Here is a 17456-nt window from a genome sequence, read left to right as displayed (position 1 = left end):
TTACTTTTTATGGAGGAGCCATCAATGGCTGCGAGTTTTCAAAATGAAGTTCCTAAAGCGCGTATTAATATTAAATTGGATTTACATACGGGTGGGGCGCAGAAAAAAGTTGAGTTGCCGCTGAAATTATTGGTTATGGGCGATTACAGCAACGGACGGGAACAGCGTCCGCTCTCGGAAAGAGAAAAGGTTGATATTAATAAAAACAATTTTGACAGTGTATTGGCTGAATTTAGCCCCGCCGTTAACCTGACAGTCGAAAATACCTTGGTTGGAGATGGGAGTGAAACGAATATTGATCTCACTTTCCGGCAAATAAAAGACTTTGAGCCTGAGCAAGTGGCCCGACAAATTCCACAACTCCGGGCGTTGCTTTCTATGCGTAATCTGTTGCGCGATCTGAAATCTAATCTGCTTGACAATGCCACGTTTCGCCGGGAGCTGGAACACATTCTCCGGGATGACCAGCTGAGCGATGAACTGCGGGCGGAACTGGCGGCGCTGGCACCGAAAGAAGGTTGATTCTCACCCTATTTTCTTTTTTGTGAAATTTGATTCAGGAGATGTTTAATGACGGTACAAGAGCAAGCTGCTTCTGTGACGACGGCCCACAGTGAAGGCAGTGTTTATCAAGCATTATTTAAGAAAATTAACTTACAGCCAGTCGAACAGTTAAATGGTTTTGATCTTTTTCAGAACAATGATGCGTTGGCTGATGTGACGACGGATGAGAGAGTCACCGCGGCGGTCAGTGTTTTTCTCACGCTGCTGAAAGAATCGGCACAAAAAGTTGAGCGATTGGATAAAACCTTGCTGGATTATCATATTGGTGTGTTGGATCACCAAATCAGCCGTCAATTGGATGTCGTGATACATCAACCGGAATTCCAGCAAGTAGAATCAGCCTGGCGGGGCCTGAAGTTTCTGGTTGACCGGACGGATTTCCGTCAGAACGTCAGAATTGAAGTGCTGGATGTCACCAAAGAGGATTTGCAACAAGATTTTGATGATGCGCCGGAAATTGCTCAAAGCGGTTTCTATCGCCATACCTACATTCAGGAATACGATACACCGGGCGGTGAACCTATCGGATCGGTGATTGCCAACTATGAATTTGGTGCTGGATCGCAGGATATTGCCCTGTTGCGCAATATCGCTAAAGTGGCAGCAGCGGCACATATGCCCTTTATTGCTTCTGCTAGCCCGGCCTTTTTCGGTAAGGAAACCATGGAAGAGGTTGCGTCCATTAAAGACATTGGTAACTACTTTGACCGCGCCGAATACATCAAATGGAAATCCTTCCGCGACAGCGATGATGCCCGTTATATCGGCCTGACATTGCCGCGGGTGTTAGGACGTTTACCGTATGGCCCGGATACCGTGCCGGTGCGAACGTTTAATTATCTTGAGCAGGTTAAAGGTCCGGATCACAGTAAATACTTGTGGACCAATGCGGCTTTCGCGTTTGCGGCCAACATGGTGAAAAGCTTTGTGAAAAATGGCTGGTGTGTACAGATCCGTGGGCCACAGGCGGGTGGGGCGGTGACTGATTTGCCGATCCATTTCTACGATTTGGGAATTGGTAATCAGGCAAAAATTCCCTCAGAAGTGATGATCCCGGAAACCCGCGAGTTTGAATTTGCCAATTTGGGATTTATTCCGCTCTCTTTCTATAAAAACCGCGATTACGCCTGTTTCTTCTCGGCTAACTCGACGCAGAAACCAGCGGTATATGATACGGGTGAAGCGACAGCTAACAGCCGCATCAATGCGCGTCTGCCGTATATCTTCCTGCTGTCTCGCATTGCCCATTACCTGAAATTGATCCAACGGGAAAACATCGGCACCACCAAGGATCGTCGTCTGCTTGAAATTGAGCTAAACAACTGGATCAACACGCTGGTGACCGAGATGACCGATCCGTCTGACGATCTACAAGCTTCGCATCCACTGCGTGAAGCGCGAGTGATCGTTGAGGATATTGACGACAATCCGGGGTTCTTCCGGGTCAGGCTGTATGCGGTACCTCATTTCCAAGTAGAAGGGCTTGACGTCAATCTGTCGCTGGTTTCTCAGATGCCGAAAGCGAAAGAGTAATCATTCACTGGGGGTTATGATGAAAATTTTACGTCCTCTTTGGATTGAAGATGCCTTTTTGGCACCTCAACAATTTCAGCAACAGGCAAGTTGGGAAGCGCTGACTAACGATTGCATTGCTCATCTGGGATTGATCCATCCCTGGGGAGTGCTGGACATTCAGTTTGATCAGGATGCACTGCGTTTAAACCGACTGAAAGTTCAGCACCTTAGGGCCCGTTTACAGGATGGGACGCTGATTGACACCGATCATGCCGACAATCTGCCTATTGCCTGCGATTTGCGGCAGGTTGTACCGGAGGATCTGCGCACTGTTGAGGTATTACTGGCATTACCGTTGGAACACGCTAATGGCGGGAACTGCCGTCAGAGCAGTGAGGAGGTCGTGCCGGGACAACCGCCGCTGCGTTATCAGCAAGAGTGGATTGAAATACAGGACAGATTCGGCAGTGCGAGTGAGTCAATTGCGGTTGAACGCTACGCATTTTCTCTGCGTTTTAAGCATGACGAAAATGGAGCTTATTTGACCTGTCCGCTGGCACGTTTAGTACGTGACGGACATGCAGGTTGGACGCTTGATAATAGCTTTATTCCGCCGCTGCTCTCCTTCGCGGCCCATCCTCCACTGCTGGAACAGCTCGAACTGTTGCTAATTCAGCTACGTGCTAAACGCGCTCGTCTGATGGGGATGCGCCGTGAAAGTAATCAACGGATGGCAGACTTCGCTGTGGCTGATGTTTCGCTGTTCTGGTTACTGAATGCACTCAATAGCTATGAGCCGGTGCTGAATGATTTTAAGGCGGGACCCGCATTGCACCCGGAAATCATCTACCGTGAAATGGTGAAATTGGCTGGGGCGTTGCTGACGTTCTCATTGGATCACGATCTCGACGCGATCCCTGGTTATCAACACGATCAGTTAAGTGATGTTTTTCCGCCTCTAATGCAGCTGATTAGCACTCTGCTTGAAGCCAGATTGCCATCAAGGGTGATTGCGATTGAATTGGAAGTTGTGCGTGAGAATCAGTGGAAAGCATCGTTTCATGATAGACGCTTGTGCGAAGAGGCTGATTTCTATCTCTCTGTGCGATCGTCGATACCGGCACATCAGCTGCAAATCCAGTTTCCGCATTTGTGTAAAGTAGGGGCACCCGATGATATTGATCGGTTGATTAACCGGTCATTAAGCGGCGTTCCTTTACGTCCACTAAGTCATGTGCCGGCAGCGATCCCGCTGCGGTTGGAAAACCAGTATTTTGCTTTCGATCTGAATAATCCGTTGGCTAAAGTCATGCTGGAAGCGGGAAGCTGTGCCTTCTATGTGCCCGGTACGTTATCGGGCGTTCAGTTAGAGCTATTTGCGGTATTACGTTCATGAACAAAATGATCTCAATCGACGACCTGATGCTTGGCATTGGGATATTGGTGATTGCACTGAGAAACGGTGATAAGTCGGTGCATGGTGAGGCGTTATATCAAAAAGGGGTTGAGTTGATAGAAAGTGCACAGCAGCAATTAAGTGAAAGTGATGTTAGTGAAGATGACATGACTCACATGATCTATGCCTTGTGCGCATTGCTGGATGAAACCGTACTCAGTCGTCCTGGCCGGGATAATGGTCATGAAACTTGGTCGAAAACGCTGTTGCAGACGCGATTTTTTAATACTCATCATGCCGGTGAGCGGTTGTTTGAACGTATCCGTCAGGTATTGAATCAATCGCAACCTTCCTTGATGGTACTGACTTGTTTCCAGCGCGTATTAGCACTGGGTTTTCAGGGGGGTGATAACGAGCAGATTGCACAGGAGCGCCAGTCATTACTGGATGTATTGACTCAGCGTGCGGGGGAAATGGTGGTGCAACCATATCAAACGATACAGACAAATGCATGTCGTCGTCAGGGAAAATTCTGGCGTTCACGCTCTCTGTGGTTCTGGGGGTGTCAGGCAATGGGCGTGATAGCTTTGATGTGGTTGGGCTTGCATTTCTATCTTCAGCAATATTTGTCTGCTGGGCAAGGCTAAGGAGAGCAAATTGAGTTGTGCATTAAGGCGAGCGCTATGGCTTTTGGCTTGTGTTTTGGCTGCGGTGCTGTGCTGGTTCTTCCCGTTGGGAAAGGTATCTGCTGCATTGTGGCTATCTGTAATTCTGGTGATAGCGATCATTGCCTGGTGGCAAACAGGGCGTGCTATGCGTGAAATGTCCCATCAGGACAGTGTTTGTCGTTTGCTGGCGGCACTACCAGCTGCCTCATGGCGTCAGCCTGTGGTGCTGACCTGTGGTGAGAATGTGACAACCTTGTTTACAGGAGAGCCGCTGCGCATCACTCCACAGGGCTGTTTTATCTGCGTACCACGACAAAGTGAGATGAGTGCGCTGGTGGAAGCCATTATTACGGCCAGACCTGACTGGTGCGCGCAGATTAGTGTGTTGTTAACACTCTTCCCTGAACAGCAACAGGATCAGTCGGTAATGACAGCTCAGATCCGGGAGTTTCGTTATCAGGTTGCTTGTGTTGCACAACTAACCGCCTGCCGTCCCCCGGTGTTAATTGCTGGTTATCTTGATGGTGATATTAGCCCGTGGTTCGAATTGCGGGCAGATCGCCCGATGATGACGGTATGTTGCGAGAAACAGGCCGCCATTGGGATGAATATCTGGTTGGCAGAAGGAGATGCACAGCAGCGCGTTGTACGTTTACAACAGACAGTTGCCGTTGCGGCATGGCAACGTTGGATGGTGGAAAACGTTCTGAGCGAGTGTCAGTCGCGGGATCTAACCAGCCAGCCTTGTCACCCCATCGCAATGGCACTGATGTTTTGGCCCCAAACTCCGCAGGCAAACAATCTTTGGACAAAATGGCTGATTGCCCATACAACTTTACCCCGCATCAACCGCAGCATCGCTGGTGCTGTGAGTGTACTGCCATTTCCTGATGCAATGTTGCGCTTGTTGCCAGGTTATTACGGCTATTCACCGCGCCGGCGTGCAGTAGTTTGGGCGATTGGCTTGCTGACGGGATTTGCTTGTCTGGCATTAACAGCCAGTGCTTGGAATAACCAGCGTTTGCTACGCCAGATACGTAGTGATTTACAACATTACCATGCTATTAGCATGAAAGACGTTGGTGCTAAAGGGCTGGCTTATCAGCAACTCAAACGCGACGCAGCATTGTTGGAAAAATATCATCGGGATGGTGAACCGATGCGTTTGGGGCTGGGGCTTTATTTGGGTGATCACCTTTATGCGCCGTTGATGGATGTTATCAACCATGCGGTATTACCGGCATCACCGCCTGCGCAGCCGAAGAAAGACAAAGCGCTGCCGCGGACGTTGAGTCTTAACAGCATGTCATTATTCGATGTTGGACAATCCCGCCTTAAGGCCGGATCTGCCAAAGTTCTGATGAACGCATTGATAGATATCAAGGCTAAACCCGGCTGGCTGATTGTGATTAGCGGTCATACCGATTCCACTGGCAATACTGAGAAAAACCGCGTGTTATCACTGGCGCGAGCAGAAGCGGTACGCGACTGGTTATTACAAACCAGTGATATTCCGCTCGCTTGCTTTGCCGTACAGGGCGAAGGTGCAACGCGGCCAGTCGCCACCAATTCAACGGCTGCGGGGCGAGCTGCCAACCGCAGAGTTGAAATCCGTCTGGTACCTAACGCAGTCGCCTGCCAGCGACTGCAACCAGTGTCAGGCTCTTTATCAACAACAACGTCGCCGGTGCAGGCGACATCACACACTCAAAAACAGGAGTAATATTATGGCTATCCCCGCTTATTTGTGGCTAAAAGATGACGGCGGTGCGGACATCAAAGGGTCTGTCGATGTACAGAACCGTGAAGGCAGCATCGAAATTGTGGCGTTGGAACATGCTTTACATATTCCGACGGACAACAATACTGGCAAGCTGACCGGAACCCGCGTGCACGCTCCGCTAGTGTTCACGAAAGAAGTCGATGCTTCAAGTCCTTATTTGTATAAAGCGGTCACTTCCGGCCAAACCCTGAAATCAGCAGAAATCAAGTGGTACAAAATTGATGATGCGGGTCAGGAGAAGGAATATTTCAACACCCGACTGGACAACGTGAAGGTGGTGAAAGTGGCGCCGCTGATGCATGACATCAAAGATCCTGCCAAAGAGAAACACAATCATCTGGAACAAGTTGAGTTCCGCTACGAAAAAATCACCTGGACGTACAAAGACGGCAACATCATTCACTCGGATGCGTGGAATGAGCGCAATCAGGCGTAGTTGCTGACAGGCCGCCATACCTTGGTATGACTGCCATTTTAATCGAACCAGTACGGCGTTATCGCCGTGCTGGTTAAACGCGAGGACTGAGTGGGATATCCCACCAGACTAATAACTTTTTACCCGGGGACGGGCACATTTTGAGCAAAAAATCACGGATGAGCTTCAGACGTGCGGTAGCTATGGCAAAACGGCTTATTCCTCGAATGTGACCTGACCTCTTATTAACACCGGAACTTATATGGATACGGTATCGACTTCATTATTGTGTCGCTTAAATCCCTATTGCGCACAGGCACTAAGCGCAGCAGCAGCACTCTGCCAGACACGAGCGCATGCTGAAATTACTGTGGAGCACTGGTTGCTAAAACTACTTGAAGACGGTGAGGGCGATATTACTGTGATTGCCCGGCGTTACGAGTGGGATATGCATTCGTTGTGGCAATCTTTGTTGACCACGATTGACCGTCTGCCCCGTAGCATCAATCAACGTCCACGGTTGTCAGATAGCTTGTATCGTTTATTACAAGTCGCTGAGTTTGTTGCTTCTCAAGAAGCAGGCAATGAATCTATTCGCTCGGTGCATTTGTTGCAGGTGCTGCGTGGTCAGCCGGATTGGTTGCGTACTCACGATGGTTGGCCGTTGATGAGCCTGAGTGTGAGCCAGTTACAACATTTGCGCCCGCTGCTGGATCAGCATTCAGCAGAGCGCCCGGAAGTACAGGCGGCGGCGCGTCTGGCCGATAGCGGCGGGGGTTCTGCGGTGGCAGAAATACATCCTGATAAACCTGCTCAAAATGCTCAAGCGTTATCACCAGCGTTACAGGGAGTATTAGACAAATTCACACTGGATTTAACGGCGCGTGCTGCCGAGGGCCGTATTGATCCGGTGTTTGGTCGTGACAATGAAATTCGCCAAATGATCGACATTCTGTCGCGCAGACGTAAAAACAACCCAATTTTGGTCGGTGAACCGGGGGTAGGAAAAACTGCGCTGGTGGAAGGATTGGCCTTGCGTATTGCCGGTGGTCAGGTGCCTGATAGCCTGAAAACCGTCAGTGTGCGGTCGCTGGATCTGGGGCTATTGCAGGCAGGCGCGGGGGTAAAAGGCGAATTTGAACAACGGCTGAAAAACGTGATTGAAGCAGTACAACAGTCACCCACCCCAATCTTACTGTTTATTGATGAAGCTCATACGCTGATTGGCTCTGGTAATCAGGCAGGCGGCACCGATGCGGCTAACCTGCTCAAACCCGCACTGGCGCGGGGAGCATTACGCACGATTGCCGCCACTACCTGGTCGGAATACAAACAATATTTTGAGCGGGATGCGGCACTGGAACGGCGTTTTCAGATGATCAAAGTGGACGAACCGGATGATGAAACCGCCTGCCTGATGCTGCGTGGTCTGAAAGCGCGCTATGCCCGTTACCATGGCGTTCATATTCAGGATAACGCCGTTAAAGCAGCGGTTACCTTATCTCGCCGTTACCTGACCGGGCGTCAGCTCCCGGATAAAGCAGTGGATTTGCTGGATACCGCCAGCGCCCGGGTGCGGATGAGTCTGGATACGGTGCCGGAAGCATTGACGCAACGTCAGGCACAACTAACGGCCCTTGAAATGGAGCAACAGGCGATTGAAGCGGATTCGGCGGTGTTGCCGACAGAAGAAGATAACACCCGTTTAAAGGAGATTGCGGTTCGGCGTGAAGAGGTTGCACGCCAGACTGAACAACTCACAGCACAGTATCAGCGCGAAAAGAGCCTGGCTCAGCGCCTTCTCGATTTACGTCAACATTCACCCAAAACACCTGAACTCAGGGAAGGCATAGCGGAGCTGGCAGAATTACAGGGCAATGAGCCATTACTTTCATTGAATGTCGATGTGCGTACTGTCGCGACGGTCGTTGCCGATTGGACGGGGATACCGTTAAGCAGTTTGCTAAAAGACGAACAAACCGGTTTGTTACATCTTGAGCAGTATTTAGGCGACCGGGTTATCGGTCAGGATATGGCACTGAGGGAAATCGCTCAACGTTTACGTGCGGCTAAAACCGGTTTGACGCCGGAACAGGGGCCATTAGGCGTCTTTCTACTGGTGGGGCCAAGTGGTGTGGGGAAAACCGAAACCGCACTGGCATTGGCCGATTGCCTGTTTGGGGGCGAACGTTCACTAATTACTATCAATTTGTCGGAATATCAGGAACCGCATACGGTTTCTCAGCTGAAAGGTTCACCTCCGGGTTATGTGGGGTACGGACAGGGCGGCATTTTGACGGAAGCAGTACGTCAGCGCCCCTACAGCGTCGTGTTGTTGGATGAAGTAGAAAAAGCGCATCGTGACGTGTTGAACCTGTTCTATCAGGTATTTGATCGCGGTTTTATGCGGGATGGTGAAGGGCGCGAGATCGATTTTCGTCATACCGTCATATTGATGACCTCTAATCTGGGGAGTGATCAACTGATGGCATTATTGGCACAACAGCCTGATGCTCCGACTGCCACCCAGCACGAATTGTTGCGTCCCATACTGCGTGATCACTTTCAGCCGGCATTGTTGGCTCGTTTCCAGACCGTGATTTACCGCCCATTATCGGCGGAAGCGCTCAGACGGATTGTAGACATCAAATTGGGGCAAGTCACCCGGCGTCTAAACACCCATTATGGCCTGACCTGCACGGTGGAAAGTGGCCTGTGCGACACGCTGGTCAATGCCTGTCTGTTGCCGGACAGTGGGGCGCGCAATATCGACAGCCTGCTCAATCAACAAATCTTACCGGTGCTATCGCAGGCGCTGCTAGAACGTCTGGCACATCACCATAAACCTGTTGGCGTAACGTTAGGTTTCAATGAAGAAGAGGGGATCATCCTTGCTTTCACTGAACAGACTGCCGTATCTGATAGCGGGGAAAATGCATGATGGAACGCATGGTAGATAGAAAAACGCTGCTGGCCCGCCAGCGTCAGGCGGATAAAACAGCGCTGACGGGTCACTGCCGTTATCGGCTTGAGGTCCGGCGCGGTGAGGCGGAGCTGGATGTGTTCAGCTTCAGTGGGGAAGAACGCCTGTTCACCCCTTATTGTTACACCATTGATTTCACCAGTCCCACCCGGGATATCGACCCGGCGGTGATGTTGAAAAAATCTGCCACGTTTATCTTGCAGGCACCAGAAAGCCCGGCGCAGGTGCGTAAAGTGTACGGGGTGATTACCCGGTTTAACCGGATTTCCAGCTCGGTGGATGAAACCCACTATCGGGTCTGTCTGGAGCCGCGTCTGGCGTTGTTGCGCCATACCCGACGTTGTGCCATTTACCAGAATCAGTCGGTACCGGAGATTGTGGAAAAGGTCCTGCGTGACCGGCACGGTTTTCGCGGCCAGGATTTTCTGTTCACGCTGGTGCGGGAGTATCCGCGGCGAGAACTGGTGGTGCAGTGGCAGGAGAGCGATCTGGACTTTGTTCAACGGATTCTGGCGGAAGTGGGGATTTGGTATCGCTTCGAGGCGGACAGCCGGCTGGGGATTGACGTGGTGCGGTTTGGAGATAACCAGCGTAATTACCAATACGACGTCACGCTGCCGCTGCGTAACCCGGCGGGAATGAATCACAACGCCGGTGACTCGGTATGGAACTTACACTTTGAGCATCAGGTGGTGACGCAGGGGGTGACGGTCCGGGATTACAACTACCGGGAAGCGGAGAGTTATCTGCAATGTCAGGTCAGGCAGGAGCGGGATACCACGACCGAAGGGGAGATTTACCGCTATGGCGACCACTTCCTGACATTAGGTGACAAGTTTCAGCCGGAGGTTGAAACTGGCACCTTCTATGCCCGGTTGCACCATGAACGTGACCGGGGTCATCAACACCTTATCAGCGGTCAAAGTTCGTCACCGGTTTTAGAGCCGGGTCTGGTGCTGGAAATCGAAGGCGAGATCCCGGCGTCATTGAAGAAAGGGGTACTGATCATCTCAACCGACAGCCATGCCCGGCGGGACAGCAACTATCTGGTGAGTTTCATGGGTATCCCGTACAGCGAAATCATCAGCTACCGGCCTGCACTGCGGGAGCGCCCGGTGATATCCGGGACCGTGCCGGCACGGGTGACCAGTGACTGGCCGAAAGACACCTACGGTCATATCGACAAACAGGGGCGTTACCGGATCAAGTTTGATTTTGATCTGGATGACTGGCCGATGGGGAGAGAAAGCCTGTGGGTGCGGTTAGCCCGGCCGTATGCGGGCAGAACCTACGGTTTCCACTGGCCGCTGGTGCAGGGGACGGAGGTGGCGGTGGCGTTTGAGCAGGGCAACCCGGACCGGCCCTATATTGCCCATGCGCTGCATGACTCGCGGCATGAAGATCATGTGACCGTCTACAACTACAAACGCAATGTGCTGCGCACGCCGGCGAACAACAAATTACGGATGGACGATGAGCGGGGCAAAGAGCACATCAAACTGAGTACCGAATACGGGGGTAAGAGTCAGCTGAATCTGGGTCATCTGGTGGATGGAAAGAGGCCGCACCCGAATAAACGCGGGGAAGGATTTGAGCTGCGCACCGACGACTGGGGAGCCATCCGGGCGGGGAAAGGGCTGTTTATCAGTGCCGATCAGCAGACCCAAGCTGCGGGCCAGCAACTGGATATGTCAGGGGCGCTGTCCGAGTTGGAGGCGGCACTCCAGACTGCGGCAGGATTACGTCATGCCGCTGAAGCGGCGAAAGCAGAGCTGGCGGATATTGAAACCCAAACTGCATTGATGAATGAAACCCTCAAAGATCTGCAACAACGCGCCCTGTTGCTTTCAGCGCCGTCAGGCATTGCGCAGGTGACGCCGGGCAGTTTGCAACTCTCCGCGGGTGAGAACCTGATCACGACGGTGGGGCGTGATGCGGATATGAGCATCACCCGGAAATTTCGGCTGGCGGTGGGGAAAGGTTTGAGTTTGTTCACCCGGGCTTGGGGAATAAAGCTGCTGGCGGCATCTGGCAAGGTAGAAATTCAGGCGCAGACCGATGCGATGGATGTGCTGGCACGACAGGCATTGACTCTGGCGAGTCAGGATGACCGGGTAACGGTATCGGCAAAAACTGAACTGAGGTTGGAGTGCGGTGGTGCCTATATCTCGCTGAAAGAGGGACAGATTGCGTTTGCCAGCCCGAAAAATGCCCGGTTTCAGTGTGACATTTTACAGAAAACCGGTCCCGCCAGTCAGGATTCAGCCCTGACCCTGCCTGAACGTTGTATATCAGCATCAGCGCGGATGGCCGGTGATCAAAATGGCGTGACTAAATAAGGAGTCCACAATGACAGAAGCAAATACTCAAATGACGGTGGATTATGATTTTTCCCCCGAGGCTGAAACCAGACAGAAAACCGGTCTACTGGCTGACTTGCGTACTGCCTTTACTCAGCATGACGAACACGGTTTTTTACTGGTTGACCCGGCAGTTTTTCTGGATACCCGGCAGGAAGAGAGGTTGCCTGCGGCAATCCTTAATCATCAGCCGGCGGCAACGCCGACCCAGATAAAACATCACCGCTTCGAGTCCCGTTATTCGCCCTGGCTGATACCGCTGGATATGAGTCGGTCTGAGGATGCCGAATTGCTGGCGTTGAGTATCACTCAGGCGTTACGGGAAGCTGAACCGACTGAATTGATGGCCGGACGGGGTCGGATGGTGTGTGGCTGGCTGTTTAGTGCCAGCCCGGTCTCGGCTATTGCACAACATATCAGTATGACCGCGGTCCAGCCCGTGTCATTTGAACAGCCGGTAATGCTGCGTTTTTATGATCCGGCGGTAAACAATGCTTTTTGGCCGTTGCTGGATAACTGGCAACGTTCACGTTTGTTAGGGCCGATAACAGATTGGTATCTGACTGACGGCGACGGTCAGTTACTGCATCGGGACAATACCCAGTCTGCGAGGGTGCAGTACACCTTTTCACTGGGATTGACTGCGGAAAAGGTGGAAAAAATGTCTTGGTCAGGGCCGATGAATCGGGCCTTGCGCCGATATCGTCAGGCACACCGCAACCAGTTACGCCGGACGGAACTTGAATCGTTGCCTATTATGCTGGCCTTGTTGCGCCGGGTAACCGCCCGTTATCCCTTTAATGCGGTGAAGAGCCTGGAAGCCTGTGCATTGCACGGTTTGCTTTACCACCCGGAGATTGATTTACACCCCCGGATACAGTCGCTGTTATCCGGTGAAAGGGGCAATAGCGCTGGCGGCTATGCCGCTCGGACCGCTGGACTGACAGCAGAAGCGTGGTCAGCATTGGTTCATGACTGTTGCCATCTCAGTCCTGCCATTATTTCTTTAGAGAATCAGGAGATCTTGTAATGAGTCAATCATTATGTCCGACCTGTGAATCCACTGGGCCGGCACTGTTGCCGGTCCGCTATAGCGTGGTGCCGGATCGGGTTGTTGAAACCTTGCCGAAATGGGCGGAAACGCCAGAACCGGCGGCACCGGGCTATCATTATGCGCTGCGTGCCCTGCGACAAGGGTTTTTGTATGTCTATTACACTAATGCCGGATTAGATGAACCGGAGAGCTGGGATGCCTGGAGCATCACGGAAGATGGGGCGTTGTGGCAACAGTTTAGTGCGCCTTTTGGTGTCTTCCCCCAGAAAACCGCAGATTGTCATGTTACAACTCATCAGAGTGCCAATGTGGAATTTATCGTGCTCCAGGACATTGCTTTGTATGAGGAGACCTGGCTGGCATTTTCGCCCTCAGCCTGGAGCTGGGAGACCATTGAGTATTATCACAACAACCGAGCAGCGCGGGAAAACCGCATGCAGTGCGTGCAACCGTGGCAATGGAGCGGGGTGCCGGAAGGGGTTGGTATTGCTCAGGCAACGGTAGAGAACCTGAATGGGGTCATCGATTACTGTCTGGGCGACAATGATTCCGGCAAATATGTGCTGCCCTGCAACCGGAAAGTGATGCGTATTAGCGAGACATTGGAAGAGGCGCCCTACTATGAAATTTATCACGGTGCGTTGAGGCCGAAGAGCACCTTGTATCCGTGGAGTAAAACGCGAGCGGGATGTGCGGACATTACGGTCAGGGCGATGCAAAAGCGGGGTTTGGCTGCGGATGGCACGCCGGTATCGCCGGTACTAATGGCATTGCATGATCCGATAGGGATAGCGCATGAGTTAGCGGGCTGGTGTGATGATATCGTCGGGGCGCACAAAACCTTTTTGGATGAACTGTCGATTGAGTTTATGACCGACAGCTCACTGAATGGGGTGGAGAATCAACTGCGTCAAATGAAAGCTGCAGATGTGCAAGGGCAGGTTGATAAAGCTCTCGAAGTCACTAAACAGAAGGAGTATGGGGTTTTTTCCGATCAGCAGAAGGCTAAGCTCAGAGAGGGTGTGACTCGTCTTATGGCGGAAGCGAATGAGCAAGCGTTTGCCCACGATTGGAAAAAATATACCGCAGAGCTGAATCTGGCTAAACGGCAGGCATTTCACCAATGTTATGCCGATCTTTGTGCTGACGTGGCGAAAGAGCTGGAACAACTGGCCCAGTTCAGGGTGAGCTGGTTAAAACAGAGTGGGTTTATCACCTGTTGTCAGGATTTTCATTCCACCCGGCTGGAGGACAATCTGAATTACTGCGAGGCAGTGGATTATGCGATAGCGTCGCTTAACGTGACCGAAACGGGCAGTGCCTTTCTAGATGACCAAATCGACCAGTATTCTGCGCTGTCACCGGAGAATATTGTCTGGCGTTCGTTGCTGTTGAATAACCCGGACGTGATGAAAGAGATGGACGGGTTTTTGCAGAAGATGAAGCTGAATAAAGGGAATGATAAACCGGCGGACTCTTCGGATTTTATGAAAACGGTGACGACACTGGGTGGAAAATTGGTTGAAGCCTACGATAAAGCGAATGAGGCACTGGAAAAGCCGCCGGCCTCCAATAGTACCTTTGCCCGGGCGATGCTGCATTGTGACCGGCGAATGGTCACACTGGGGGATCGATTCTTTAATTTTACCCGTTTAGGGAAAGTGCTGAATAGCACCAATGAAATGCTGAGTAAGGGGCTATTCTCGGTGATTTCAGGGGTGCGTCTTGACAAGATAGTTGACTTGTCAATCTCACAGCTTAAGGAGGGTAATGCCTTCCGGCAACAGGTATTGGAGAGACTTAAGAGACCGGGGGCTGAGGCTCGTCTTGAAACGAGAAATAGTTATAACGATAGGTTTAAAGAATTCGCCGAAAGTGCCGAAGGCGAGCCGGTATTAAAAAAATCCCGGATAAAGCTATTGGTCTTATTTTTTAATGGGTTGGAGTTTTTCGGTCAGTTAAAAGAGAGTAAAGAGGACATCAAGAGTCAGGCCCAGGTAACCGCTGCATTTTTAAGCACACTGAGTACGGCGATGGAGATTGTAGAGCCAACAATTAAGCATGGAATAGGAAATATGGCTGCCGCCAACACCATTAAATTTATTGGGGCGAATGCCGGGGCGGTTTCGGCTGCATTAAATTTGGGGGTGGATTTTAGTGACCTCTATTCTGAATGGCATGGCAGAAGACGCTGGCAATTTATTGGCCTTTACGGTCTTAAAAGTGCCTATGATTTTATGCAATTCACAGCAGCATTAAAGGGGGTATTGGAAGTCTTAGTTGATAGAGCATTACTTTCACCTGAAAGTTTAATCGTCAAAGGGGTAGCAAGGCTTTTGGCGTGGGAATATCTTGCCTGGCTGTGCAGTTGGGAGGCGATGCTCTTGGTTTTTCTGGTTGAAGCCTTAGTGACGTATTTTTCTGATAATGACTTACAGAAATGGTGCCGGAGCTGTGTTTTTGGTTTGGAGCCAGCTAAAAATTTGCAATCCACGCAATCTATTTACTTTGAATCGCAGCGAAATGAGCTGTGCGAAGAACAACGTAATAGTTTTGCTAAAGCAATGAAGGAGGGTATATGAGTACCTATCGTCCTTATAAAGAAGCTATTAATTTTGATGAAATAAAAGATCAAAGAAAAGACATTGATATATTGGTAAAGGTTAAGCGAGAAAGAATTCAGCGTCGTCCTGAAGATAGAGAAGAAGTAGAAAAATCCATTGCGGAACTTCAGGCTAAAATCCCTGCATTGGATGCGATATTAGCAAAAGAGCCGCCACCGCCGGAATTACCGCCTCATAAGCCCTTAATTAAAGTGAGTGGTGTATTGGAGGAGTTCGAACCTCTCTGTGTAATTGGTTATTTTACTGATCGTGAATATGATCCGGTTGCCTTTGCCCGTCAGGAAGAGAGAGAACTGTATGGCGGGTTATTGCTGGCGATGGCAGGAAATACCTCGGGGTCTAATTCACCAACCAAAGTTCGGGAGCGTGATGTCTGTGATTTTGTGCGGGGGAAAATTAATGGTATCCCATTCCACGGCTGGTTAGGGTTTACTGTAGCAAAAGCAGGTGATTATGTTGAATTAGCGGTAACAGAGAAAGAAGGACACTATGTGGTTTATGCCATTGCCCATCCCGGATTAAGGATTGTTTCTATGACGCCGCGTTGTAAGCAGGGTATTCATTCAAATGCCAAATATCAGATATGTGGCACTTGGTATGGTTCTTTAGTACTTTTCTCTGTTTTCATGATAGGGGGAATTTTTTATGAACAAGTCAGGGAAGATATTATTGATTATATAGAATACATCTCTTCATTTTTGGGGCTGATGGCAATGGTCTTTTCACCGTTAATCTATTTTTCCTGCATGAGAAATCCTAAACCAACATTCAGGCTGGCTGAGGAGATTTTTACTGTATTGGGTTTTCCTGATCCTACGGAAATTAATCTTGAGAAATTCACAAAAAAGAGGCTGAAGGAAATCAAGGCTAATTACCCGGATGGGAAAGCCGATAAAGAGGGTGAAAGAGTGTTGCCCGATAAGGGTTGTTTTTTAAGCTATTACTACTATTACTGATTCAAGTCATTCAAACAACAGGAATCCATTATATGAAGAACAACGTAATAGTTTTGCTAAAGCAATAAAGGAGGGTTTATGAGTACCTTTCGTCCTTATAAAGAGGCCATTGATTTTGAAGAAATAAAAAGTCAGAGACGTAATCTTGATACATGGATAGCGGTTAAGCGAGAAAGAATTCAGCGTCGTCCTGAAGATAGACCAGAAGTGGAAAAAGAAATAGCAGAATTTCAGGCTAAAATCCCCGCACTGGATGCAATATTAGCAAAAGAGCCGCCACCGCCGGAATTACCGCCTCATAAGCCCTTAATTAAAGTGAGTGGTGTATTGGAGGAGTTCGAACCTCTCTGTGTAATTGGTTATTTTACTGATCGTGAATATGATCCGGTTGCCTTTGCCCGTCAGGAAGAGAGAGAACTGTATGGCGGGTTATTGCTGGCGATGGCAGGAAATACCTCGGGGTCTAATTCACCAACCAAAGTTCGGGAGCGTGATGTCTGTGATTTTGTGCGGGGGAAAATTAATGGTATCCCATTCCACGGCTGGTTAGGGTTTACTGTAGCAAAAGCAGGTGATTATGTTGAATTAGCGGTAACAGAGAAAGAAGGACACTATGTGGTTTATGCCATTGCCCATCCCGGATTAAGGATTGTTTCTATGACGCCGCGTTGTAAGCAGGGTATTCATTCAAATGCCAAATATCAGATATGTGGCACTTGGTATGGTTCTTTAGTACTTTTCTCTGTTTTCATGATAGGGGGAATTTTTTATGAACAAGTCAGGGAAGATATTATTGATTATATAGAATACATCTCTTCATTTTTGGGGCTGATGGCAATGGTCTTTTCACCGTTAATCTATTTTTCCTGCATGAGAAATCCTAAACCAACATTCAGGCTGGCTGAGGAGATTTTTACTGTATTGGGTTTTCCTGATCCTACGGAAATTAATCTTGAGAAATTCACAAAAAAGAGGCTGAAGGAAATCAAGGCTAATTACCCGGATGGGAAAGCCGATAAAGAGGGTGAAAGAGTGTTGCCCGATAAGGGTTGTTTTTTAAGCTATTACTACTATTACTGATTCAAGTCATTCAAACAACAGGAATCCATTATATGAAGAACAACGTAATAGTTTTGCT

12 protein-coding genes are annotated in these 17456 nt (G+C 49.9%); all 12 read left to right on the top strand.

Translation table 11 applies throughout. The features are described 5' to 3' along the window. Positions 1-24 precede the first annotated feature (24 nt). On the top strand, positions 25-522 hold the full coding sequence (gene tssB / locus BDD30_RS09430) for a type VI secretion system contractile sheath small subunit (protein ID WP_015835919.1): 498 nt from the start codon (positions 25-27) through the stop codon (positions 520-522). A gap of 48 nt (positions 523-570) precedes the next feature. Then, entirely contained in the window at positions 571-2097 is a 1527-nt protein-coding gene (gene tssC, locus BDD30_RS09425) for a type VI secretion system contractile sheath large subunit (RefSeq protein ID WP_015835918.1), read from the top strand. 19 nt (positions 2098-2116) lie between these two features. Then, positions 2117-3475 (top strand): type VI secretion system baseplate subunit TssK, encoded by a 1359-nt coding sequence (tssK, locus tag BDD30_RS09420; RefSeq protein WP_041382464.1) that lies wholly within the window; start codon positions 2117-2119, stop codon positions 3473-3475. Further along, complete coding sequence (gene tssL, locus BDD30_RS09415; protein WP_015835916.1) at positions 3472-4122, top strand: type VI secretion system protein TssL, short form; 651 nt, start codon at positions 3472-3474, stop codon at positions 4120-4122. Before tssK ends, tssL begins: the two co-directional genes overlap by 4 nt. 10 nt (positions 4123-4132) lie before the next feature. After that, on the top strand, positions 4133-5866 hold the full coding sequence (locus tag BDD30_RS09410; protein WP_015835915.1) for an OmpA family protein: 1734 nt from the start codon (positions 4133-4135) through the stop codon (positions 5864-5866). Positions 5867-5870: 4 nt separating this feature from the next. Next, the gene (locus BDD30_RS09405) at positions 5871-6362 is read left to right on the top strand and encodes an Hcp family type VI secretion system effector (protein ID WP_015835914.1); all 492 of its coding nucleotides are present in this window, start codon (positions 5871-5873) and stop codon (positions 6360-6362) included. 241 nt (positions 6363-6603) lie between these two features. Then, complete coding sequence (gene tssH, locus BDD30_RS09400) at positions 6604-9282, top strand: type VI secretion system ATPase TssH (protein WP_015835913.1); 2679 nt, start codon at positions 6604-6606, stop codon at positions 9280-9282. Then, a complete protein-coding gene (locus BDD30_RS09395; protein ID WP_231849154.1) occupies positions 9279-11663 on the top strand; it encodes a type VI secretion system Vgr family protein in 2385 nt (794 codons plus the stop codon). Before tssH ends, BDD30_RS09395 begins: the two co-directional genes overlap by 4 nt. A gap of 10 nt (positions 11664-11673) precedes the next feature. Then, the gene (locus BDD30_RS09390; protein ID WP_015835911.1) at positions 11674-12714 is read left to right on the top strand and encodes a DUF4123 domain-containing protein; all 1041 of its coding nucleotides are present in this window, start codon (positions 11674-11676) and stop codon (positions 12712-12714) included. After that, complete coding sequence (locus BDD30_RS09385; RefSeq protein WP_015835910.1) at positions 12714-15320, top strand: T6SS effector BTH_I2691 family protein; 2607 nt, start codon at positions 12714-12716, stop codon at positions 15318-15320. The genes BDD30_RS09390 and BDD30_RS09385 overlap by 1 nt, the downstream gene beginning before the upstream one ends. Then, a complete protein-coding gene (locus BDD30_RS09380; RefSeq protein WP_015835909.1) occupies positions 15317-16318 on the top strand; it encodes a putative type VI secretion system effector in 1002 nt (333 codons plus the stop codon). Before BDD30_RS09385 ends, BDD30_RS09380 begins: the two co-directional genes overlap by 4 nt. Positions 16319-16396: 78 nt before the next feature. Continuing rightward, a complete protein-coding gene (locus tag BDD30_RS09375; protein ID WP_015835908.1) occupies positions 16397-17398 on the top strand; it encodes a putative type VI secretion system effector in 1002 nt (333 codons plus the stop codon). Positions 17399-17456 lie beyond the last annotated feature (58 nt).

This window comes from Photorhabdus asymbiotica, assembly GCF_003634575.1.
Classification (GTDB): domain Bacteria; phylum Pseudomonadota; class Gammaproteobacteria; order Enterobacterales; family Enterobacteriaceae; genus Photorhabdus; species Photorhabdus asymbiotica.
The sequence above is the reverse complement of the archived record's forward strand: the minus strand, read 5'-3'. Positions and strand labels throughout refer to the sequence as shown.

Coding starts and splice junctions, on each gene's coding strand:
- tssB (WP_015835919.1), top strand. CDS start 25: ATGGCTGCGAGTTTTCAAAATGAAGTTCCTAAAGCGCGTATTAATATT.
- tssC (WP_015835918.1), top strand. CDS start 571: ATGACGGTACAAGAGCAAGCTGCTTCTGTGACGACGGCCCACAGTGAA.
- tssK (WP_041382464.1), top strand. CDS start 2,117: ATGAAAATTTTACGTCCTCTTTGGATTGAAGATGCCTTTTTGGCACCT.
- tssL (WP_015835916.1), top strand. CDS start 3,472: ATGAACAAAATGATCTCAATCGACGACCTGATGCTTGGCATTGGGATA.
- BDD30_RS09405 (WP_015835914.1), top strand. CDS start 5,871: ATGGCTATCCCCGCTTATTTGTGGCTAAAAGATGACGGCGGTGCGGAC.
- tssH (WP_015835913.1), top strand. CDS start 6,604: ATGGATACGGTATCGACTTCATTATTGTGTCGCTTAAATCCCTATTGC.
- BDD30_RS09395 (WP_231849154.1), top strand. CDS start 9,279: ATGATGGAACGCATGGTAGATAGAAAAACGCTGCTGGCCCGCCAGCGT.
- BDD30_RS09390 (WP_015835911.1), top strand. CDS start 11,674: ATGACAGAAGCAAATACTCAAATGACGGTGGATTATGATTTTTCCCCC.
- BDD30_RS09385 (WP_015835910.1), top strand. CDS start 12,714: ATGAGTCAATCATTATGTCCGACCTGTGAATCCACTGGGCCGGCACTG.
- BDD30_RS09380 (WP_015835909.1), top strand. CDS start 15,317: ATGAGTACCTATCGTCCTTATAAAGAAGCTATTAATTTTGATGAAATA.
- BDD30_RS09375 (WP_015835908.1), top strand. CDS start 16,397: ATGAGTACCTTTCGTCCTTATAAAGAGGCCATTGATTTTGAAGAAATA.